We start from the raw sequence: 17,998 nt of genomic DNA, 5'->3' as shown, positions 1-17,998 counted from the left end.
CGCGACGCCCTAGGGCTTTCAGCAGGGCCGTTGCTCCCAAAGGGATATCACTAACCTCAAGGCTGGTGGGAGCCATGTGGGAGCGGGTTTACCCGCGAAGAGGCCGGGGCAGGCAGCCCATCAGCGCCAGGTGGACGCACGGATAGCCGAAGCAGCCCGTTACACCCCACCCCGGCGCACATGCTTCACCAACACCTTCTCCAGCAACTCCCACATCGCCGGCTCGGTACTGAACGCCACGTTGAACCGCATCCACCCGGTCGCCTTGGCATCGACCATGAACAACTGCCCGGGCCCCAACATGATGCCTTTCTCCAGCGCATCATCCAGCAGCGCCGCGCTGTCCGGAATCGCCGGGTGGCGGGTCCAGATATACATCCCTTCATCCGACTCGATGAACAGCTCGAAGCCCAACCGATGCAGATGCCGGCCAACTTCCTGGTGCGCCTCGGCCAAACGCTGGCGCAGGCGCTTGAGGTGCTTGCGCCAGCGCCCGTCGATGATCGCGGCATACACCACGCGCTCCATCACCTGCGAAGTGGTCAGGCCCGAGCGCATCTTCAGGTGCAGCAGCTTCTGCATCAGCTCGGGGTTGGCCAGCATGTAGCCGACCCGCACATTGGGCGAAATGCTCTTGGAGTAGCTGCCCACGTACACCACCTGCTGCAGGTGGTCGAGGCTGGCCAGGCACGGCTGCGGTTCGGCGACCATGTCGGCATACAGGTTGTTTTCCACCAGGCGGAAGCCATGCTGGCTGGCCAATTGCAGCAGGCGGTGCAGCTGCGGTAACGGCGTGCGCGAGCAGGTCGGGCTGTGCAGGTGTGGCTGGGTGAAGAACGCAGTGGGGCGGTGATGGGTAAGCAACTGCTCCAGCTGGTTCAGGTCGTAGCCGGCCGGTGTGCGCGGCACGCCGACCAGGGTCGCGCCCTGGGTGCGCAGGATGCTCATCAGGTTGGGGTAGCCCGGGTCGTCCACCAGCACCACGTCGCCCGGGCGCACCAGGGTGCGCGCGGCCAGGTCCAGGGCCTGGCTGGCGCCGTGGGTAAGCATCAGCTGCGCCGGGTTGGCGACGATCGACAGTTCCTGCTGCAGGTTCTGTGCGGTCAGGGCACGCAGCTCCATCAGGCCCATGGGGTCGCCGTAGCCCGACAGTTCCAGCGGGCTGCCGGCCACCTGGCGCAGGCCACGGCGAAGGCCGTCTTCGTACATCCAGTCGTTGGGCAGCCAGCCGCACCCTGGCTTGAACGGCAGCTGGCGGATTTCGAAGATCTGCTGCAGGTACCACTCGGAGTTGAACGTTGGTCGACTGGTGTCGGCCTCGGCGTTGTGCGGGTCGAGCAATTCGCCCGCCGCGCGGTTGACGAAGAACCCCGCATTACCCCGGCTCACCAGCAGGCCCTGGGCGACCAGACGGTCGTAGGCCTCGACCACGGTGAAGGTGCTCACCGAATAGCTCGCGGCAAAGGCGCGGATCGAGGGGACCTTGGCGCCTGGCTTGAGGGTCTGGTTGTCGATCAACTCGCGCAGCCCGTCGATGATCTGGTTCACCAGCGGGGTCGAGGAGTCTGGATGTAATTCGAACATTCGGGGCCTTCAGGGTGCGTATCGCCCGGCGTTTGCAAGGTGTATTGCATGGGCGACCTGTACAGTGCAGTGCGAGTTTCATGCCACTGTGCATGGCTCTCTGCGTCGGACATTTTTACATTAGGTGTCAGATATCGCCACCTAAAGCATGTTCAGTTCGCCCCAGGCGCCTGCCCTGGGGCGCGTCAGCAGGCCGCCATGGAAGGCCTGCGTGTGTTCGCTCACACCATCCTGCGCGCATTAGCACTGATGTACGTGAAACCGCCAGCCATCGGGGTTTCACAGTTTTCCTTGGATAAAAAGAAGCACGGGGTACACAACTGATGGACGCAACATCCACAACCACCACCGCGAAAAGCGGGCACGAGAGCAAGCTCAGTGCCTCGCTCAAGTCGCGCCACCTGACGATGATGTCGATCGCCGGGGTTATCGGCGGCGCCTTGTTCGTCGGTTCCGGCAGCGTGATTCACAGCGCCGGCCCAGCCGCTGTGCTGGCCTACCTGGCAGGCGGCATCCTGGTGGTACTGATCATGCGCATGCTGGGTGAAATGGCGACTTCCTCGCCAGACACCGGTTCGTTCTCCACCTACGCCGATCGCGCCATCGGCCGTTGGGCCGGTTTCACCATCGGCTGGCTGTACTGGTGGTATTGGGTCATCCTCATGGCCTGGGAAGCTTATGTGGCGGGCAAGATCCTGCATGGTTTCTTCCCCGACGTCAGCGTCAACGTGTTCGTGCTGGCCACGACCCTGTTGCTGATCACCGTCAACTTCTTCAACGTCAAGCACTACGGTGAGTTCGAGTTCTGGTTCGCCTTGATCAAGGTGATCGCGATCGTCTGCTTCCTGATCGTGTGTACCGCTGCCGTGCTGAACATCTGGCAGTTCGGTGAAGTGCGTGGCATCAGCCACCTCACCGCCGAAGGCTTCATGCCCAATGGCATCACCACCGTGATCGGTGCCTTGCTCGGGGTGATGTTCGCCTTCCTCGGCGCGGAAATCGTCACCATCGCCGCTTCCGAAGCCAAGGACCCGGCCGCGCAGATCGTCAAGGCGACCAACTCGGTGGTCTGGCGTGTGTGCCTGTTCTACGTGGGTTCGATCTTCCTGATCGTCTGCCTGGTACCGTGGAACGATCCCCACCTGGGCGTTTCCGGCTACGGCGCCTACCGCCGCACCTTGGAGCTGTTGGGCGTGCCGTATGCCGAGCTGCTGATGAACTTCGTGGTGCTGACCTCGGTGAGCAGCTGCCTGATCTCGGGCCACTACACCGCTTCGCGCATGCTGTTCTCCCTGGCCCAGCGTGGCGACGCGCCGTCGTTCTTCAAGATCACCCGCGCCGGCACCGGTGTACCGGTGTACGCGATCATGGGTTCGTGCGCCGTGGCCGTGGTGTGTGCGCTGATCAACTTCAGCGAGACCCTGCGCCCGAAAGACGTGCTGGAAACCCTGATGAACACCACCGGCATGATTGCCCTGCTGGTGTATCTGGTGATTGCCTTCTCGCAGCTGCGCATGCGCCGCAAGCTGATTGCCGAAGGCAAGGAAGTACGCCTGAAGATGTGGCTGTTCCCATGGCTGACCTACCTGGTGATCGCGTTCATCGTGGCCGCCCTGGTAACCATGGCCTTCATGCCTGACTACCAGATCCTGGTGATCTCCACCGGTATCGCCGCGGCAATCGTGGTGGCGATGGGTGTGGTGCACCAGATCCGCACTGGCAAGCAGCACTAAGCGTCACTCGCTTCTCGAAACGGCCGGCTCCCTCGGGGACCCGGCCGTTTCGCGTTGTTGGGCATGGTTTTTTTCCGCTGGCATGTGAAAGCGCTGGTTCATCCAGGGCGAGCCGAGCAGGGCGGCGGTGGCGATCAGGGCCAGGATGGCGAGGGCGATGAAAGCTTTCATGGAGGGGCGCATACATGGACGACACCAAGCATAGGTGGTCAGTTCCGGCCCTATCGCCGGCAAGCCAGCTCCCACAGGTATTGCGCATGGCTTGAGATCGGTGCGTTCCCTGTGGGAGCTGGCTTGCCGGCGATAGGGCCCTCAAAGCCGACAGATGGCATATGCTGAACACATTGCCCGCCCAAAGGAGCTTCACATGGCCTGGTCCGCCACCCAGTATTCGCTGTTCGAAGACGAGCGTACCCGCGCCGTGCGCGATCTGCTCGCCGCTGTGCCACCACGCCCGGTACGCCACGCCACCGACCTGGGCTGTGGCCCTGGCAATTCCACCGAGGTGCTGCTGCAACGTTACCCGGATGCCCAGGTGACGGCCCTGGACAGTGACCCGGACATGATCGAAAAGGCCCGCGAGCGCAAACGGCTGTGCATCCCCCGGGTGCGCACTGTCGTCGCTGACATTGCCGGCTGGTCCGCCCCCGAGCCGCAGGACCTGATCCTGGCCAATGCCTCGCTGCAATGGGTACCCGACCACGCCTCGCTGTACCCGAACCTGGTGCGCCAGTTGAGCGAAGGTGCCAGCCTGGCCGTGCAGACTCCGGACAACCTCGACGAGCCGGCCCACCGGCAGCTGCGCGAAATCGCCAGCCAGGGCCCCTGGGCGGCGAAATTCGCTGATTTCCAGCTGCCACCACGGCACAGCGCGGCGTTCTACTACGACCTGCTCAGCCCGCTGTGTGCACGGGTGGATGTGTGGCGCACCACCTACCACCACCCGTTGGCCGGTGGCGCGGAAGCCGTGGTGGAATGGTTCAAGGGTTCGGCCTTGCGTCCGTACCTGGGGCGGTTGGAGGAGCAGGAGCAGGCGGATTTCCTGCAGATGTATCTGCAGGCGATGCAGCGCGACTACCCGCCCGCCACCGATGGCAAGGTGCTGTTGCCGTTCCCGCGGCTGTTCGTGATCGCTACCCGCTAGGGCGGCGCCAGCGCCAGGCCACGTAGCTGTAGATGCCGAGGTTGAGCAGCAGCACGAAAGTGCCCAGCAGCAGCTGGATGTGCGGTGTCAGCCCGGCGGGGTAGATCAACGGCCAGATGTAGTGCTCGACGAAGCCGCCCTGGTAGCCCGCGTCACCAGCCGCGCTGCGCATGCGGTTTTCCCAGGCGGTCAGCGGGCAGCCCAGGTGCAGGCATTCCACCGCCAGACCCCAGGCCAGCGCCGGCAGGTGCAGCAGCAGGGCAGGGCGCCAACGCAGTACCAGCAGGCCGCCGAACAGCACCAGCAGGATGAAGAGCAGGTGCAGCAGGACCAGGCTGTCGGCGGCAAGGCGGTAGAGCATGGGGTGTGTGCCGAGGGTTGAGGTTATCCCAGCATAGTTGGGTTGCCTGTACCGGCCTCTTCGCGGGCTTGCCCGCTCCCACAGGATCACCACAGGTTTTGAATGCTGTGCTGTGCCTGTAGGAGCGGGCAAGCCCGCGAAGAGGCCGGCACAGGCTTACAACCCTTCCTCCACCATCTGCAGGAAGGTCGCCACCACCCGCCGCGTGCGCTGCTCGCTCAGGCACACCAGTGTCTCGGTCAGGTGCCGCTGGCAATCGACGATCGGCAAGGCGCACACCCGCGCATCCGCACCAAACTCCGCCGCCGACACAACCCCCACACCAATCCCCACCACCACCGCTTCCCGCGCCGCTTCCCGGCCTTCCACCTGGATCGCCGGGCGAATCCGCAGCCCGGCCCGTTGCATTTCTTCTTCCAGTGTCTGCCGCGTCACCGACCCGGGCTCGCGCAGCACCAACGGCGTATCGTCCAGATCCGCCAGGCTGATCGCGCCGCGGCTGGCCCATGGGTGCTGGTGGGAGACGAACGCCACCATCGGGTCGCGGCGCAGCGGCAGGCAGTGCAGCCGCTCATCGTCGACGTCCCGCCCCAGTAGGGCCAGGTCGGCCTGGTAGCTGAACAGCCGGGCCAGCGACTCATCGGTGTTGCCGGTCTCGATCTTCACCTGGATGCCCGGGTAGCGCTGGCAGAAGCGGGCGATCTGCGGCAGCACGTGCACCGGCGCATCCACCGCCAGCACCAGGCTGCCGGTGTGCAGCGCACGCGAATCCTGCAGCAGTTCATGGGCCTCGGCCTCGCAGGCGAACAGGCGCTGGCTGATGCCAAGCAGGCGCTCGCCGAGGTCGGTGAGCTGCACCGAACGCTTGTTGCGGTGGAACAGCAAGACGCCGAAGCGCTCCTCCAGTTTGCGCACCTGGTCCGACACCGCCGGCTGGGTAAGAAACAGCTTTTCGGCGGCGCGGGTAAAGCTGCCGTGAACGGCCACGGCATGGAAGGCCTTGAGTTGTGCGTGGGAAACCGACATGACGACCTCAGTAACAAGCTGGGCTTATGTGTGAAATACGATAAATCGATTTTATTTATCTTAGCGCAACTGTTTCCATGCATGTCAGCCCGACGCTGGTACCACAAGTGCCGCCAGGGCCATGGCACCCACACGGCGCCATCTGACCCGATGACAGCCTCGTCATCGCTGTGCGTAACACAAGAACAAGACAGGCGTTTCTTCACATTCTGCCGGCACACTCAAGCAAGAGGTCAGACTTACATGAATCAATCCCTAGCCGCGTTCAAACGCTGGCGTATCCAGATTTTCGCCATTACCTGGCTGGCCTACGCCGCCTTCTACTTCACCCGCAAGGCCTTCTCGGTGGCCAAGCTGGGCATCGGTGAAGACCCCAACTTCATGCTCGACAAGGCCGCCATGGCCAACCTCGACGCCATCTACCTGGCCGCCTACGCCGTGGGCCAGTTCACCTGGGGCATGCTTGCCGACCGCTTTGGCCCACGCGTGGTGGTGCTCGGCGGCCTGCTGATTTCTGCTGCTGCGGCGGTGGTGATGGGCAGTTACGCCACCTTCCCGATCTTCGCCACCTGCATGCTGGTGCAGGGCCTGGCGCAATCCACCGGCTGGGCCGGGTTGTGCAAGAACATCGGCAGCTTCTTCCCGGCGTCGCAGCGTGGGCGGGTGCTGGGCCTGTGGAGTTCCTGCTATGCCTTCGGCGGCCTGGTGGCCTCGCCGTTCGCCGGCTGGTGGGCCTATACCCTGGTCGGTACCTGGCACGCGGCGTTCTTCTCCAGTGCCGCCGTGGTGGCGCTGGTGGCCGTGCTGTTCTTCTTCCTGCAGCGCAACAAGCCTGAAGACGTCGGCCTGCCGGCGGTGGAGCCCGAGCCGCAGAGCATGGCCCCGGCCGGCAACCTGTGCAGCGTGTGGGCGCCGCTGAAGGAGATCATGCGCAACCGCACGGTGCTGACCCTGGGGCTGGCGTATTTCCTGTTGAAACCGGCGCGCTACGCCATCCTGCTGTGGGGGCCGGTGATCGTCTTCGAGCAGATGCCCTCGGTGGGCAAGGTGGGGGCAGCGATCATCCCGACAGCCTTCGAACTGGCCGGGCTGCTCGGCCCGATCATCATCGGCCTGGCCTCCGACAAGCTGTTCGGCGCCAGGCGCATGCCGGCCTGTGTCATCAGCCTGGTGTTGCTGACCGTGGCGTTGGCGGCGTTCATGGCGGCCATGCACACCGGCAGCGTGATCCTGGTGGTGGCCCTGCTGTTCGTCATGGGCCTGACCCTGTACGGGCCGGACTCGATGATCAGCGGCGCTGCGGCCATCGACTTCGGCACCGCCAAGGCTGGCGCTACCGCAGCTGGCTTCGTCAACGGCTGCGGTTCGGTGGGGGCGGTGCTTGGCGGGCTGCTGCCGGGGTACTTCGATGGTGTCACGGTGTTCATCGTGTTCGCCGGCTGCGCGCTGTTCTCGGCGCTGGTGCTGCTGCCGCACTGGAACAGCCGCCCGGCCAGCGCTGCGCAAAGCACTGATGTGGCACCGAATACCAGCATGGCAATCAAGCCACTGCGTACCTGAAAGGAAAGCGAGCGAATGAGACCCTTCTGGCTGCAACAGGCCCTGGATTCGGCGCAAGAGGCGGTGTGCCCGCCGCTGCAAGGCGATGCCCGTTGCGATGTGTGCATCGTCGGCGGCGGCTATACCGGCCTGTGGACCGCGCTGATGCTCAAGGAAGCGGTGCCGGCCCTGGATATCGTGCTGATCGAGGCCGATATCTGCGGTGCCGGTGCCAGTGGCCGCAATGGTGGCTGTGCGTTGTCCTGGTCGGCCAAGTACTTCACCCTCGAGCGGTTGTTCGGGGTGGCCGAGGCGGTGCGCCTGGTGCGTGAGTCGGAGCGCAGCATCGGTGAGATCGGCGCGTTCTGCGCGGCCAATGGCATCGATTGCGACTACCGCCTGGACGGCACGCTGTACACCGCCACCAACGCCGCGCAGGTCGGCGCCACCGATGCGGTGATCGCCGCGCTGGAGCAAAAGGGGATCAATTCGTTTCGCCGCCTGCCGCTGCAGCAGGTGCAGCGCCTGGCGGGTTCGGCGCGGCACCTGGAAGGCTGGTTCTCGCCGGCCGCGGCCACGGTGCAGCCGGGCAAGCTGGTGCGCGGCCTGCGCCGGGTGGCCTTGCAGCGCGGCGTGCGCATCCATGAGGGCACCGCCATGACCGGCCTGGAGCACGGCGCCCCGGTGCAGGTGCGCACGGCCCATGGCACGGTGCGCGCCGACCGCGTGGTATTGGGCCTGAATGCCTGGATGGCGCGGGCTTTCCCGCAGTTCGAGCGCAGCGTGGCGATTGTGTCCAGCGACATGGTGATCACCGAACCTTGCCCCGAGCTGTTGCACCAGGTCGGCCTGGACAGCGGCATCAGCGTGCTCGATTCGCGGATATTCGTGCATTACTACCACAACACCTCCGATGGTCGGCTGATGCTCGGCAAGGGCGGCAATACCTTCGCCTATGGCGGGCGCATGCTGCCGGTGTTCGACCAGCCGTCGCCGTACCGGCCGCTGCTGCGTGAAAGCCTGGGCGGGTTTTTCCCGGCGCTGGCCGAGGTGCCGCTGGCGGCCAGCTGGAACGGGCCGTCCGACCGCTCGGTGACCGGTTTGCCGTTCTTTGGCCGGCTGGACGGGCAGGGCAACGTGTTCTACGGCTTTGGTTACTCCGGCAGCGGCGTCGGGCCTTGCCACATGGGCGGGCAGATTCTGTCGTCGCTGGCACTGGGGCTGGACAACCCATGGACCCGTTCGCCGCTGGTCAAGGGGCCGCTGGGGCTGTTCCCGCCCGAGCCGATCCGCTACCTGGGCTCGCTGATGGTGCGCAATGCCATCCGCCGCAAGGAGCGGGCCGAGGACCGTGGGCTGCGGCCGCGCAGGCTGGATGTGCGCCTGGCGCGGTTTGCCGCGGCGGCGGGCAAGGCCGATAAAGGCTGATGAGATTTCTTGTCGAACACAGGCCAGAGGGCGTATAAACTGCACCCACTTTTGGCCGGTCGTTTCCTGAACCGGCCGCTGAAACAAGAGAGTCGACATGGGCGCACAGTGGAAAGCCAAACATAAAGAAGCCGCGGCCAACGCCAAAGGCAAGATCATGGGCAAGCTGTCCAAAGAGATCCAGATCGCCGCCAAGTCCGGCGCCGACCCGGACATGAACCCACGCCTGCGCCTGGCCATCGAGCAGGCCAAGAAGGCCTCGATGACCCGCGAGACCTTGGAGCGCGCAATCCGCAAGGGCGCGGGCCTGGACGGCGATGCCGTGCAGTACTCGGCGGTAAGCTACGAAGGTTTCGCCCCGCACCAGGTACCGCTGATCGTCGAGTGCCTTACCGACAACGTCAACCGCACCGTCGCGCAGATCCGCGTGCTGTTCCGCAAGGGCCAGCTGGGTGCCAGCGGTTCGGTGGCCTGGGATTTCAACCACGTCGGCCTGATCGAAGCCACCCCGAGCGGCGACGCCGACCCGGAAATGGCGGCCATCGAAGCCGGTGCCCAGGACTTTGAAGACGGCGACGAAGAGGGTTCGACCCTGTTCATCACCGACACCACCGACCTGGACGCGGTGCAGAAGGCCCTGCCGGAGCATGGCTTCACCGTGACCTCGGCGAAGATCGGCTACACCCCGAAGAACCCGGTGAGCGCGGCCACCCTGAGTGCCGAGGCGCTGGCCGAGGTGGAAGCGTTCCTCGAAGCCATCGACGAGAACGATGACGTGCAGAACGTTTATGTTGGTCTGACTGACTGATCTGCTTCTCTGGGGCCGCTTTGCGGCCCAATCGCCGGCAAGCCAGCTCCCACAGGTACAGCACAAGCCCCGATGGTTGTGGTGACCCTGTGGGAGCTGGCTTGCCGGCGATTGGGCCGGTCGATCCTCTGGAAGGGAGCCTGTATGAACCCCGCTTTCGCCTCCCTCAGTCTCGCTCACCTGCGCACCCTCGACCACCTGCTGCAGCTGAAGAACCTCAGCCACGCCGCCGAGCGCCTGGGCGTCAGCCAGTCCGCTCTCAGCCGCCAGCTGGCCCACCTGCGCGAAGCCTTCGACGACCCCTTGCTGGTACGCCAGGGCCGCGGTTACGTGCTCAGCGAACACGCCGAAGCCCTGGTCGAACCCCTGCGCCAGGTTCTCGAAGAGCTGCACGCCCTGCGCCAGCCCGCGGTGTTCGACCCGGCGCGCTGCGAGCGGCGTTTCTGCCTGGCTGCTTCGGACTACGTCGCCGAGCACATGCTGCCGCTGCTGGTGGCGGCGCTGGAGCGCGAAGCGCCGGGTGTATCGCTGGAGTACCGCACCTGGCAGGCCGGCCAGTACGCCTTGCTGGCCAGTGGCGAGATCGACCTGGCCACCACCTTGTTCGACGAGTCGCCACCCAACCTGCACGGGCGGCTGTTGGGCGAGGACCGCGCGGTGTGCCTGATGCGCCACGACCACCCGCTGGCCGCCCGCGGCGCGCTCAGCCAGGCCGACTACCTGGCGCACAAGCATGTGCGTATTTCCGGTGGAGGCGACAAGGACAGCTTCATCGACCGCCACTTGCGCGCCCAGGGCCTGCAACGGCGGGTCAGCCTGGAAGTGCCGTTCTTCTCTGCCACCGTGCAGGTGATCGCCAACAGCCAGGCGCTGGCCACCGTGCCCGAGCACATCGCCCGGCAGCTGTGCCGCCTGCATGATCTGGCCTGGCGGCCGTTGGGCTTCATCGACCACAGCCAGCGCTACTGGGTGGTGTGGCACCAGCGCCTGCAGGCCTCGGCCGAACACCGCTGGTTGCGCAACAGGGTGTTCGAGTTGTGGCGCCAGTCGCAGTTTGGCGTGCAGGGCGGGCATGCGGGTTTGCCATAGCAGGTATGCGTGAGGCGGGGTTATTCACTTCGGGATAGGTGCCTAGACTGGGGCATTGTGTTGCCTGTACCGGCCTCTTCGCGGGCACGCCCGCTCCCACAGGTACTGCATCGCTCTCAAGCCTGGTGCAATACCTGTGGGAGCGGGCGTGCCCGCGAAGAGGCCAGCACAGGCAGCGAACCACCCACAGGAGACCCCAGGTGACCCCCGAACAATTCCGCCAGTACGGCCACCAACTGATCGACCTGATCGCCGACTACCGCCAGACCGTCGGCGAGCGCCCGGTCATGGCCCAGGTCGAGCCTGGCTATCTCAAGGCCGCCTTGCCTGCTCAGGCCCCCAGGCAAGGCGAACCTTTCGCAGCGATCCTCGACGACGTCAACCAGTTGGTCATGCCCGGCCTGTCCCATTGGCAGCACCCGGACTTCTACGGTTACTTCCCTTCCAACGGCACCCTGTCGTCGGTCCTCGGTGACTTCCTCAGCACTGGCCTGGGCGTGCTGGGCCTGTCGTGGCAGTCCAGCCCGGCCCTGAGCGAGTTGGAGGAAGCCACCCTCGACTGGCTGCGTCAGCTGCTCGGCCTGTCTGACCAATGGAGCGGGGTGATCCAGGACACCGCATCCACCAGCACCCTGGTGGCGCTGATCTGCGCGCGGGAACGCGCCAGCGACTACGCACTGGTACGCGGCGGCCTGCAAGCCCAGGCCAGGCCGCTGATCGTCTATGTCAGCGCCCATGCCCACAGCTCGGTGGACAAGGCCGCATTGTTGGCCGGTTTCGGTCGCGACAACATCCGCCTGATCCCGACCGACGAACGCCATGCCCTGCGCCCGGAAGCACTGCAGGCGGCGATCGAGCAGGACCTGGCCGCCGGCAACCAGCCCTGCGCCGTAGTCGCGACCACCGGCACCACCGCCACCACGGCCCTCGACCCGCTGCGGCCGATCGGCGAGATCGCCCAGGCCCATGGCCTGTGGCTGCACGTGGACTCGGCCATGGCCGGCTCGGCGATGATCCTGCCGGAATGCCGCTGGATGTGGGACGGCATCGAGCTGGCCGATTCGCTGGTGGTCAACGCGCACAAGTGGCTGGGCGTGGCCTTCGATTGCTCGATCTACTACGTGCGCGACCCGCAGCACCTGATCCGGGTCATGAGCACCAACCCCAGCTACTTGCAGTCGGCGGTGGATGGCGAGGTGAAGAACCTGCGTGACTGGGGTATCCCGCTGGGCCGCCGGTTCCGTGCGTTGAAGCTGTGGTTCATGCTGCGCAGCGAGGGGGTCGAGGCGTTGCAGGCACGGCTGCGGCGTGACCTGGACAATGCCCAGTGGCTGGCCGGGCAAATCGGCGCGGCGGCGGAGTGGGAGGTGCTGGCGCCGGTGCAGTTGCAGACGTTGTGCATTCGCCATCGGCCGGCGGGGCTGGAAGGGGAGGCGCTGGATGCGCATACCAAGGGCTGGGCCGAACGGCTGAACGCGTCCGGGGATGCCTATGTGACGCCGGCGACGCTGGATGGGCGGTGGATGGTGCGGGTGTCGATTGGCGCATTGCCGACCGAGCGGGAGCATGTCGAACAGCTCTGGGCGCGCTTGCAGGAAGTGGTCAAGGGCTGAAACTGCCGGGGCCGCGTTGCGGCCCCGGCAATCGATCAGTGGCTCACTGCCTGAAAGCTACCTTTACGGCTAGCTTCATAGGTGGTCTTGTCCATCGGTTTGGCATCGGGGTTGCCAAGGTCTTCCATTGCCAGGCGATGGGTTTCCGGGGCGATGTACGCTGCCAGGGCACACACGCAGGTGATGAAGAACGCCAGGCCACCGACCACCAGCGGGATGTTGTCCGAACCAGGCGGGGCAACCAGGGCGAACAGTGCCGGCAGCATGGCGGTCAGCATGGTGCCGATGTTCTGCGCGATGGCCATGGCCGAAACGCGGTAGCGGGTGTGGAACAGCTCTGGGTAGAAGCTTGGGAACACCGCGTTGTAACCCTGGTACACCATGCCCCACATCACGATCGACGAGGCGAACGCCAGCGGTACGTTCTGGATGCTGATCGCATACAGGTAGACGAAGGCCAGCAGGCCCGAGCCCAGGCAACCGGCGATCATGGTCGGGCGACGGCCGATCTTGTCGGACAGGTTGCCGACAAACGGAATCACCAGCACCGCGACGATGTTGCCGACTACCGGAATCCACAGGTACACGCTCTTGTCGAAGCCGATGCCATAGGCCGGCTGCACCGCGTAGGCCGCACCGAAGATGGTGGCGACTACCGGGATCACGTTCATCAGGGCCATGAACATCACCAGCACCATGTGCTTCCAGCTGTGGCGGAAGGCTTCGCTGATCGGCGACTTGGCGACTTTGTCCTGCTTCTCTTCCTTCACGAACGCCGGGGTTTCGTGCACTTCCTTGCGAATGATGAAGCCGGCGATCAGCACGATGGCGCTCATCAGGAATGGAATGCGCCAGCCCCAGTCGTTGAAGGCTTCGCTGGGCATGAAGTAGGCCAGTGGCAGGAACACTGCCGCCGCCAACACCTGGCCAGCCTGCACGCCTTGCAGGGTGAAGCTGGCGTAGTAGCCCCGTCGACCGAACGGTGCGTGCTCCATGATCATGGAACTGGCCCCGGAGATTTCCCCGGCCACGGCAAAGCCCTGGATCAGGCGCAGCACCACCAGCAAGGCCGGGGCGAGCAGGCCGATGTCGTGGTAGGTGGGCAGCAGGCCCACGGCCATGGTCGACAGGCCCATCAGGAACATGCACAGCAGCAGTACGTTCTTGCGGCCGCGGGTGTCACCCCAGTGGCCCAGCACGAAGGCGCCGACCGGGCGCGCCAGGTAACCCACGCCGTAGGTGGCCAGCGAGGCAATGATGGCCATTTTCGGGTCGGTGTTGGGGAAGAAGATCTGCGGGAAAATCAGCGCAGCGGCCTGGGCGTAGATGAAGAAGTCGTAGTACTCGAGTGCCGAGCCTATCCATCCACTGGCGGTCGCTTTCTTGGCTTGAGAGCTGGAGTGAGCCATCGTTGTCTCCGTTGTTATTGTTGTTTGCACAGGTTCCGCCGGAGATTCGCCAAGGCAGGAGGCGAGGGTCGGTGTGCCTGCGTCTGTGGTTCATGTTGACCACGGGCCAGTGGGCTGGCAATTCGCTAAAACCGGTTTTGTGCGATAATCGAACGCAAAACTAACCATTCCGTACAAAGAGATTGAAGCGACGACTTTACCTGCGAATAATCGATCGTGCCAGGAACTGTGGTCCTGATTTTCCAGGTCTGGCCCAATCGCCGGCAAGCCAGCTCCCACAAGGCATGCGCCAATCCTGTGGGAGCTGGCTTGCCGGCGATAGGGCCGGTACAGGCAGCCCTGGCCTCAACCCTCTAACAACAAGGAACTCCCGCCATGCAGCGTTCGATCGCTACCGTGTCCTTGAGCGGCACCCTGCCGGAAAAGCTCGAAGCCATCGCCGCCGCCGGTTTTGACGGCGTCGAGATCTTCGAAAACGACCTGCTCTATTACGCCGGCAGCCCGCGCCAGGTACGGCAGATGTGCGCCGACCTGGGTATTGCCATCACCCTGTTCCAGCCGTTCCGCGACTTCGAGGGCTGCCGCCGCGACCGCCTGCAGAAAAACCTCGACCGCGCCGAGCGCAAGTTCGACCTGATGCAGGAACTGGGTACCGACCTGGTGCTGGTGTGCAGCAACGTCCAGGCCGATGCCCTGGGCGAAGAGCAATTGCTGGTCGACGACCTGCGCCTGCTGGCCGAGCACGCTGGCAAACGCGGCCTGCGCATTGGATACGAAGCCCTGGCCTGGGGCCGCCACGTCAACACCTACCAGCAAGTCTGGAACCTGGTGCGCCAGGCCGACCACCCGGCCCTCGGGGTGATTCTCGACAGCTTCCACACCTTGTCGCTCAAGGGCGACCCGAGCGCGATCCGCGACATCCCCGGCGACAAGATCTTCTTCGTGCAAATGGCCGACGCGCCGATCCTGGCCATGGATGTGCTGGAGTGGAGCCGCCACTTCCGCTGCTTCCCGGGGCAGGGCGAGATGGACATGGCCGGTTTCCTGGCGCCAATCCTTGCCACCGGCTACCGCGGGCCGCTGTCGCTGGAAATCTTCAACGATGGGTTCCGCGCCGCACCGCCCCGGCAGAACGCCGCCGACGGCCTGCGTTCGCTGCTGTACCTCGAAGAGCACACCCGCCTGCGCCTGGAGCAGGAAGGTACCCCGATCGAGCCCGGTGTGCTGTTCACCCCGCCGGCGGCCAGTGCCTATGACGGCGTGGAGTTCCTCGAATTCGCAGTCGACGAAGCCGTTGGCGCGCGCCTGGGCAGCTGGCTGAAGCGCCTGGGCTTTGCCGATGCAGGCAAGCACCGCAGCAAAGAGGTGCAGCTGCTGCGCCAGGGCGATATCAACATTGTGCTGAACGCCGAACCCTATTCCTTCGGCCACAACTTCTTCGAGGCCCACGGGCCGTCGCTGTGCGCCACCGCGCTGCGGGTCAAGGACCAGCAAGCCGCCCTGAAGCGCGCCACCGCCTTCCGTGGCCAGCCGTTCCGTGGCCTGGTCGGGCCCAACGAGTGCGAAGTGCCGGCGGTACGTGCGCCAGATGGCAGCCTGCTGTACCTGGTGGAGCAGGGCACTGCCGGCCAGACCCTGTACGACACCGACTTCAGCCTGGACAAGAACGCCACGGCCACCGGCGGCCTGCGCCGTATCGACCACATGGCCCTGGCCCTGCCGGCCGAGTCGCTGGACAGCTGGGTGCTGTTCTACAAGAGCCTGTTCGATTTCGCTGCCGACGACGAAGTGGTGCTGCCGGACCCTTATGGCCTGGTCAAGAGCCGCGCCCTGCGTAGCCAGTGCGGCACCCTGCGCCTGCCGCTGAACATCTCGGAAAACCGCAACACCGCCATCGCCCATGCGCTGTCCAGCTACCGCGGTTCGGGCGTGCACCACATCGCCTTCGATTGCGACGACATCTTCCGCGAAGTGGCGCGGGCCAAACTGGCTGGGGTACCGTTGCTGGAGATCCCGCTGAACTACTACGACGACCTGGCGGCGCGTTTCGATTTCGACGACGAGTTCCTCAGCGAACTGGCCTACTACAACGTGCTGTACGACCGCGATGCCCAGGGCGGCGAGCTGTTCCACGTGTACACCGAGCCGTTCGAAGAGCGTTTCTTCTTCGAGATCATCCAGCGCAAGGGAGGGTATGCCGGTTACGGGGCGGCCAACGTTGCGGTGCGCCTGGCAGCCATGGCCAAGGCCCGCAGCGGGGCGGCGCGCAAGCCAGTCCTGTAGTTGCTGCCTGTACCGGCCTCATCGCCGGCAAGCCAGCTCCCACAGGATCACCACGGCCCGATAGGCCAGTGCAGTACCTGTGGGAGCTGGCTTGCCGGCGATGAGGCCGGTAAAGCCACTGCGGTTCAGCGCCCCTCGGCCACCAACAGCAGCGACTGCGGCAGCGCACTCTGCGGGTGCTGTGGCTCCTGCAGGCTGACCAGCCGCAACCCCGCCATGTCCAGCGCGTTCAACCAGCTGGCCAGGGTACGGAAGTACCACGGCATCACCTGCCAATCCCCGGCGAACCCGGCAAACGCCTCCTCCCGCCAGCCATCCTGGTAATCCCCATCCGCCACGCTCCACGGGTGCAGGGTCTGGATCACCAGCGCACCGCCGGGCGCCAGCAACGCATTCATCGCCGCCAGCAACGGGATAATGTCCTGCTGCAACAGGGCGAAGTTGGCACAGATCAGGTCATAGTCCTTGCCAACATAGGCCTGCCCGGCGGCCAGCTGTGCATAGCTGGCCAGGTGCACCTCGGTGGAACCTGCAGCACGCGCGGCATCCACCAGCGTCCGGTCTCCATCCACACCTACCGCCTCGATACCCCGGTCGCCCAGCGCGCGCAGGAGCCAGCCTTCACCACAGCCCAGGTCGAGCACCCGTTCGGGCTGGCGGCCCAGGATCGCCAGCAGGATGGCCTGGTCGGTAACCTGTCGGCGGCTCTCGATACTGCCGCTGCGCACCGCATCGATCCAGGCCTGGGCGTTGTGCTGCCAGCTGTCGAGCAAGGCGTCTTCAGGGTTGCGCATGGTCATTTCCTTTGTACTCGTTTTCGCGCTGCGGCCGCCAGAGCGCTCAGCCGGCCGCAGCGCGCTGTCGCTTGATCCGGTACATATCGCCATCAGCATGGCGCAGCAGCATGTCGGCATCGTTGCCGTCCTCGGGGAAACGGGCCACGCCAATGCTGCAGGATGGCGCATCGATGCCCGCAAACTCGGCGCCGAGTGGCTCGGCCATGGTGGCCAGGATGCGTGCCACCTGCTCGGCGATGGCCTCTGGCGACACGTAGTCGGTCAGCAGCACGGTGAACTCGTCACCACCCATCCGCGCCACTGTATCGGTCGCACCTACGCAGCCTTCCAGGCGCCGCGCCAGGGTGCACAGCACCCGGTCACCCACGCTGTGGCCATGGTTGTCGTTGATGTCCTTGAAGTCATTGATATCGATGAACAGCAACGCCAGCGGGTGGTTGTGTTGCCGGGCCGCGGCAAGGGCGGTGTCCAGCCGCTCATTGAACATGGCCCGGTTGGCCAGGCGGGTGAGTGGGTCGTGGTGGGCCAGGAAGCGCAGTTCCTCCTCGGCCTGGCGTTGGGCGGTGACATCCCGCGCCACACCGATGCGGGCATCGGCCTCATCGGACCAGCAGGCGGCCCACAGGATATGCACGATACCGCCATCCTTGCGGATGTAGCGGTTGCGGAAGTCGTAGTGGGATTGGCCGTTCATCACCCGGACGATCGATGCGCGGGTGATCGCCAGGTCGTCAGGGTGCATGTAGTCGGTGATCGGGGTGCCGATCAGTTCGCAGGCCCGGTAGCCCAGCAGCGCCTCGCAGGCATCGCTGACGAAAACGATCTGGTTGTCCCGGTCGACCACGAACACCGTGTCCAGCATCAGGTGGATCAGCCTGGGGTATAACGCTTGCAGGTCTACGGGCATGGGGCAGGGTGTCCGCGGCGGGGTGACCGATCATAGCCTGAAATGGAGCAAAATGCGGTAGGCGCCGCATACCCTGTGGGAGCGGCCTTGCGTCGCGATGGGCTGCGCAGCAGCCCCAGGGTTTCAGCACCAATGCAGAAATTGCCGGGGCCGCTTTGCGGCCCTTTCGCGACACAAGGCCGCTTGTATGGTGATACTCGAAGGGGTGGTGGGACGAAAAAGCCGAATCTGACTGTTCACAGCAGTACAGACCGTGGGAGAACTCGCCCCACCCCTT

The 17,998-nt window shown here is 65.1% G+C and carries 16 protein-coding genes; 9 read left to right on the top strand and 7 right to left on the bottom strand.

Annotation, left to right across the window (positions count from 1 at the left end; genetic code table 11):
- Positions 1-159: 159 nt before the first annotated feature.
- Entirely contained in the window at positions 160-1,584 is a 1,425-nt protein-coding gene (locus CAG44_RS10060) for a PLP-dependent aminotransferase family protein (protein WP_015269943.1), read from the bottom strand.
- 48 nt (positions 1,585-1,632) lie between these two features.
- On the opposite strand from CAG44_RS10060, the gene CAG44_RS27755 reads away from it, so the two are divergent.
- Both CAG44_RS27755 and CAG44_RS10055 read left to right on the top strand, forming a co-directional pair.
- Positions 1,633-1,908 (top strand): hypothetical protein, encoded by a 276-nt coding sequence (locus CAG44_RS27755; RefSeq protein ID WP_085619209.1) that lies wholly within the window; start codon positions 1,633-1,635, stop codon positions 1,906-1,908.
- Entirely contained in the window at positions 1,908-3,317 is a 1,410-nt protein-coding gene (locus CAG44_RS10055) for an amino acid permease (protein ID WP_025338600.1), read from the top strand. Before CAG44_RS27755 ends, CAG44_RS10055 begins: the two co-directional genes overlap by 1 nt.
- 3 nt (positions 3,318-3,320) lie before the next feature.
- On the opposite strand, the gene CAG44_RS10050 is transcribed toward CAG44_RS10055, so the two are convergent.
- Positions 3,321-3,488 carry a hypothetical protein gene (locus tag CAG44_RS10050; protein ID WP_371858551.1) on the bottom strand — a complete coding sequence of 56 codons (168 nt, stop codon included), beginning with the start codon at positions 3,486-3,488 and terminating at the stop codon, positions 3,321-3,323.
- Between the two features lie 196 nt (positions 3,489-3,684).
- Between CAG44_RS10050 and tam the strand changes: the two genes are divergently transcribed.
- The gene (tam, locus tag CAG44_RS10045) at positions 3,685-4,461 is read left to right on the top strand and encodes a trans-aconitate 2-methyltransferase (RefSeq protein ID WP_085692043.1); all 777 of its coding nucleotides are present in this window, start codon (positions 3,685-3,687) and stop codon (positions 4,459-4,461) included.
- On the opposite strand, the gene CAG44_RS10040 is transcribed toward tam, so the two are convergent.
- On the bottom strand, positions 4,451-4,822 hold the full coding sequence (locus CAG44_RS10040; RefSeq protein ID WP_085692042.1) for a DUF2784 domain-containing protein: 372 nt from the start codon (positions 4,820-4,822) through the stop codon (positions 4,451-4,453). The genes tam and CAG44_RS10040 overlap by 11 nt on opposite strands.
- Before the next feature lie 156 nt (positions 4,823-4,978).
- Positions 4,979-5,848 carry a LysR substrate-binding domain-containing protein gene (locus tag CAG44_RS10035; RefSeq protein WP_013972053.1) on the bottom strand — a complete coding sequence of 290 codons (870 nt, stop codon included), beginning with the start codon at positions 5,846-5,848 and terminating at the stop codon, positions 4,979-4,981.
- Positions 5,849-6,091: 243 nt separating this feature from the next.
- On the opposite strand from CAG44_RS10035, the gene CAG44_RS10030 reads away from it, so the two are divergent.
- The 5 genes from CAG44_RS10030 to CAG44_RS10010 all read left to right on the top strand — a co-directional run bounded on the left by CAG44_RS10030 (position 6,092) and on the right by CAG44_RS10010 (position 12,325).
- On the top strand, positions 6,092-7,408 hold the full coding sequence (locus CAG44_RS10030) for an MFS transporter (protein WP_085592731.1): 1,317 nt from the start codon (positions 6,092-6,094) through the stop codon (positions 7,406-7,408).
- 15 nt (positions 7,409-7,423) lie between these two features.
- The gene (locus tag CAG44_RS10025; protein ID WP_085592729.1) at positions 7,424-8,815 is read left to right on the top strand and encodes an FAD-dependent oxidoreductase; all 1,392 of its coding nucleotides are present in this window, start codon (positions 7,424-7,426) and stop codon (positions 8,813-8,815) included.
- 97 nt (positions 8,816-8,912) lie between these two features.
- Positions 8,913-9,623, top strand: coding sequence for a YebC/PmpR family DNA-binding transcriptional regulator (locus CAG44_RS10020; RefSeq protein ID WP_085592727.1), 711 nt, complete (start codon positions 8,913-8,915; stop codon positions 9,621-9,623).
- A gap of 144 nt (positions 9,624-9,767) precedes the next feature.
- On the top strand, positions 9,768-10,712 hold the full coding sequence (locus CAG44_RS10015; RefSeq protein ID WP_025338607.1) for a LysR family transcriptional regulator: 945 nt from the start codon (positions 9,768-9,770) through the stop codon (positions 10,710-10,712).
- A gap of 200 nt (positions 10,713-10,912) precedes the next feature.
- Complete coding sequence (locus CAG44_RS10010; protein ID WP_085692041.1) at positions 10,913-12,325, top strand: DOPA decarboxylase; 1,413 nt, start codon at positions 10,913-10,915, stop codon at positions 12,323-12,325.
- Between the two features lie 35 nt (positions 12,326-12,360).
- Here the strand turns inward: CAG44_RS10010 and CAG44_RS10005 are convergent, their stop codons facing one another.
- The gene (locus CAG44_RS10005) at positions 12,361-13,734 is read right to left on the bottom strand and encodes an MFS transporter (protein ID WP_085592721.1); all 1,374 of its coding nucleotides are present in this window, start codon (positions 13,732-13,734) and stop codon (positions 12,361-12,363) included.
- 375 nt (positions 13,735-14,109) lie between these two features.
- Here CAG44_RS10005 and quiC point away from each other — a divergent pair, with 375 nt between their 5' ends.
- The gene (gene quiC / locus CAG44_RS09995; protein ID WP_085692039.1) at positions 14,110-16,017 is read left to right on the top strand and encodes a 3-dehydroshikimate dehydratase QuiC; all 1,908 of its coding nucleotides are present in this window, start codon (positions 14,110-14,112) and stop codon (positions 16,015-16,017) included.
- 125 nt (positions 16,018-16,142) lie between these two features.
- Here quiC and CAG44_RS09990 read toward each other — a convergent pair whose 3' ends face one another.
- Both CAG44_RS09990 and CAG44_RS09985 read right to left on the bottom strand, forming a co-directional pair.
- Positions 16,143-16,811, bottom strand: coding sequence for a bifunctional 2-polyprenyl-6-hydroxyphenol methylase/3-demethylubiquinol 3-O-methyltransferase UbiG (locus tag CAG44_RS09990; protein WP_085692038.1), 669 nt, complete (start codon positions 16,809-16,811; stop codon positions 16,143-16,145).
- Positions 16,812-16,857: 46 nt separating this feature from the next.
- Complete coding sequence (locus CAG44_RS09985) at positions 16,858-17,721, bottom strand: sensor domain-containing diguanylate cyclase (RefSeq protein ID WP_085592715.1); 864 nt, start codon at positions 17,719-17,721, stop codon at positions 16,858-16,860.
- Positions 17,722-17,998: the final 277 nt, after the last annotated feature.

The organism is Pseudomonas sp. B13(2017), assembly GCF_002113245.1.
In the GTDB taxonomy this organism is placed as follows: Bacteria; Pseudomonadota; Gammaproteobacteria; order Pseudomonadales; family Pseudomonadaceae; genus Aquipseudomonas; species Aquipseudomonas putida_Z.
Note: the sequence above shows the minus strand (reverse complement) of the source record. Positions and strands in the feature narration are given on the sequence as shown.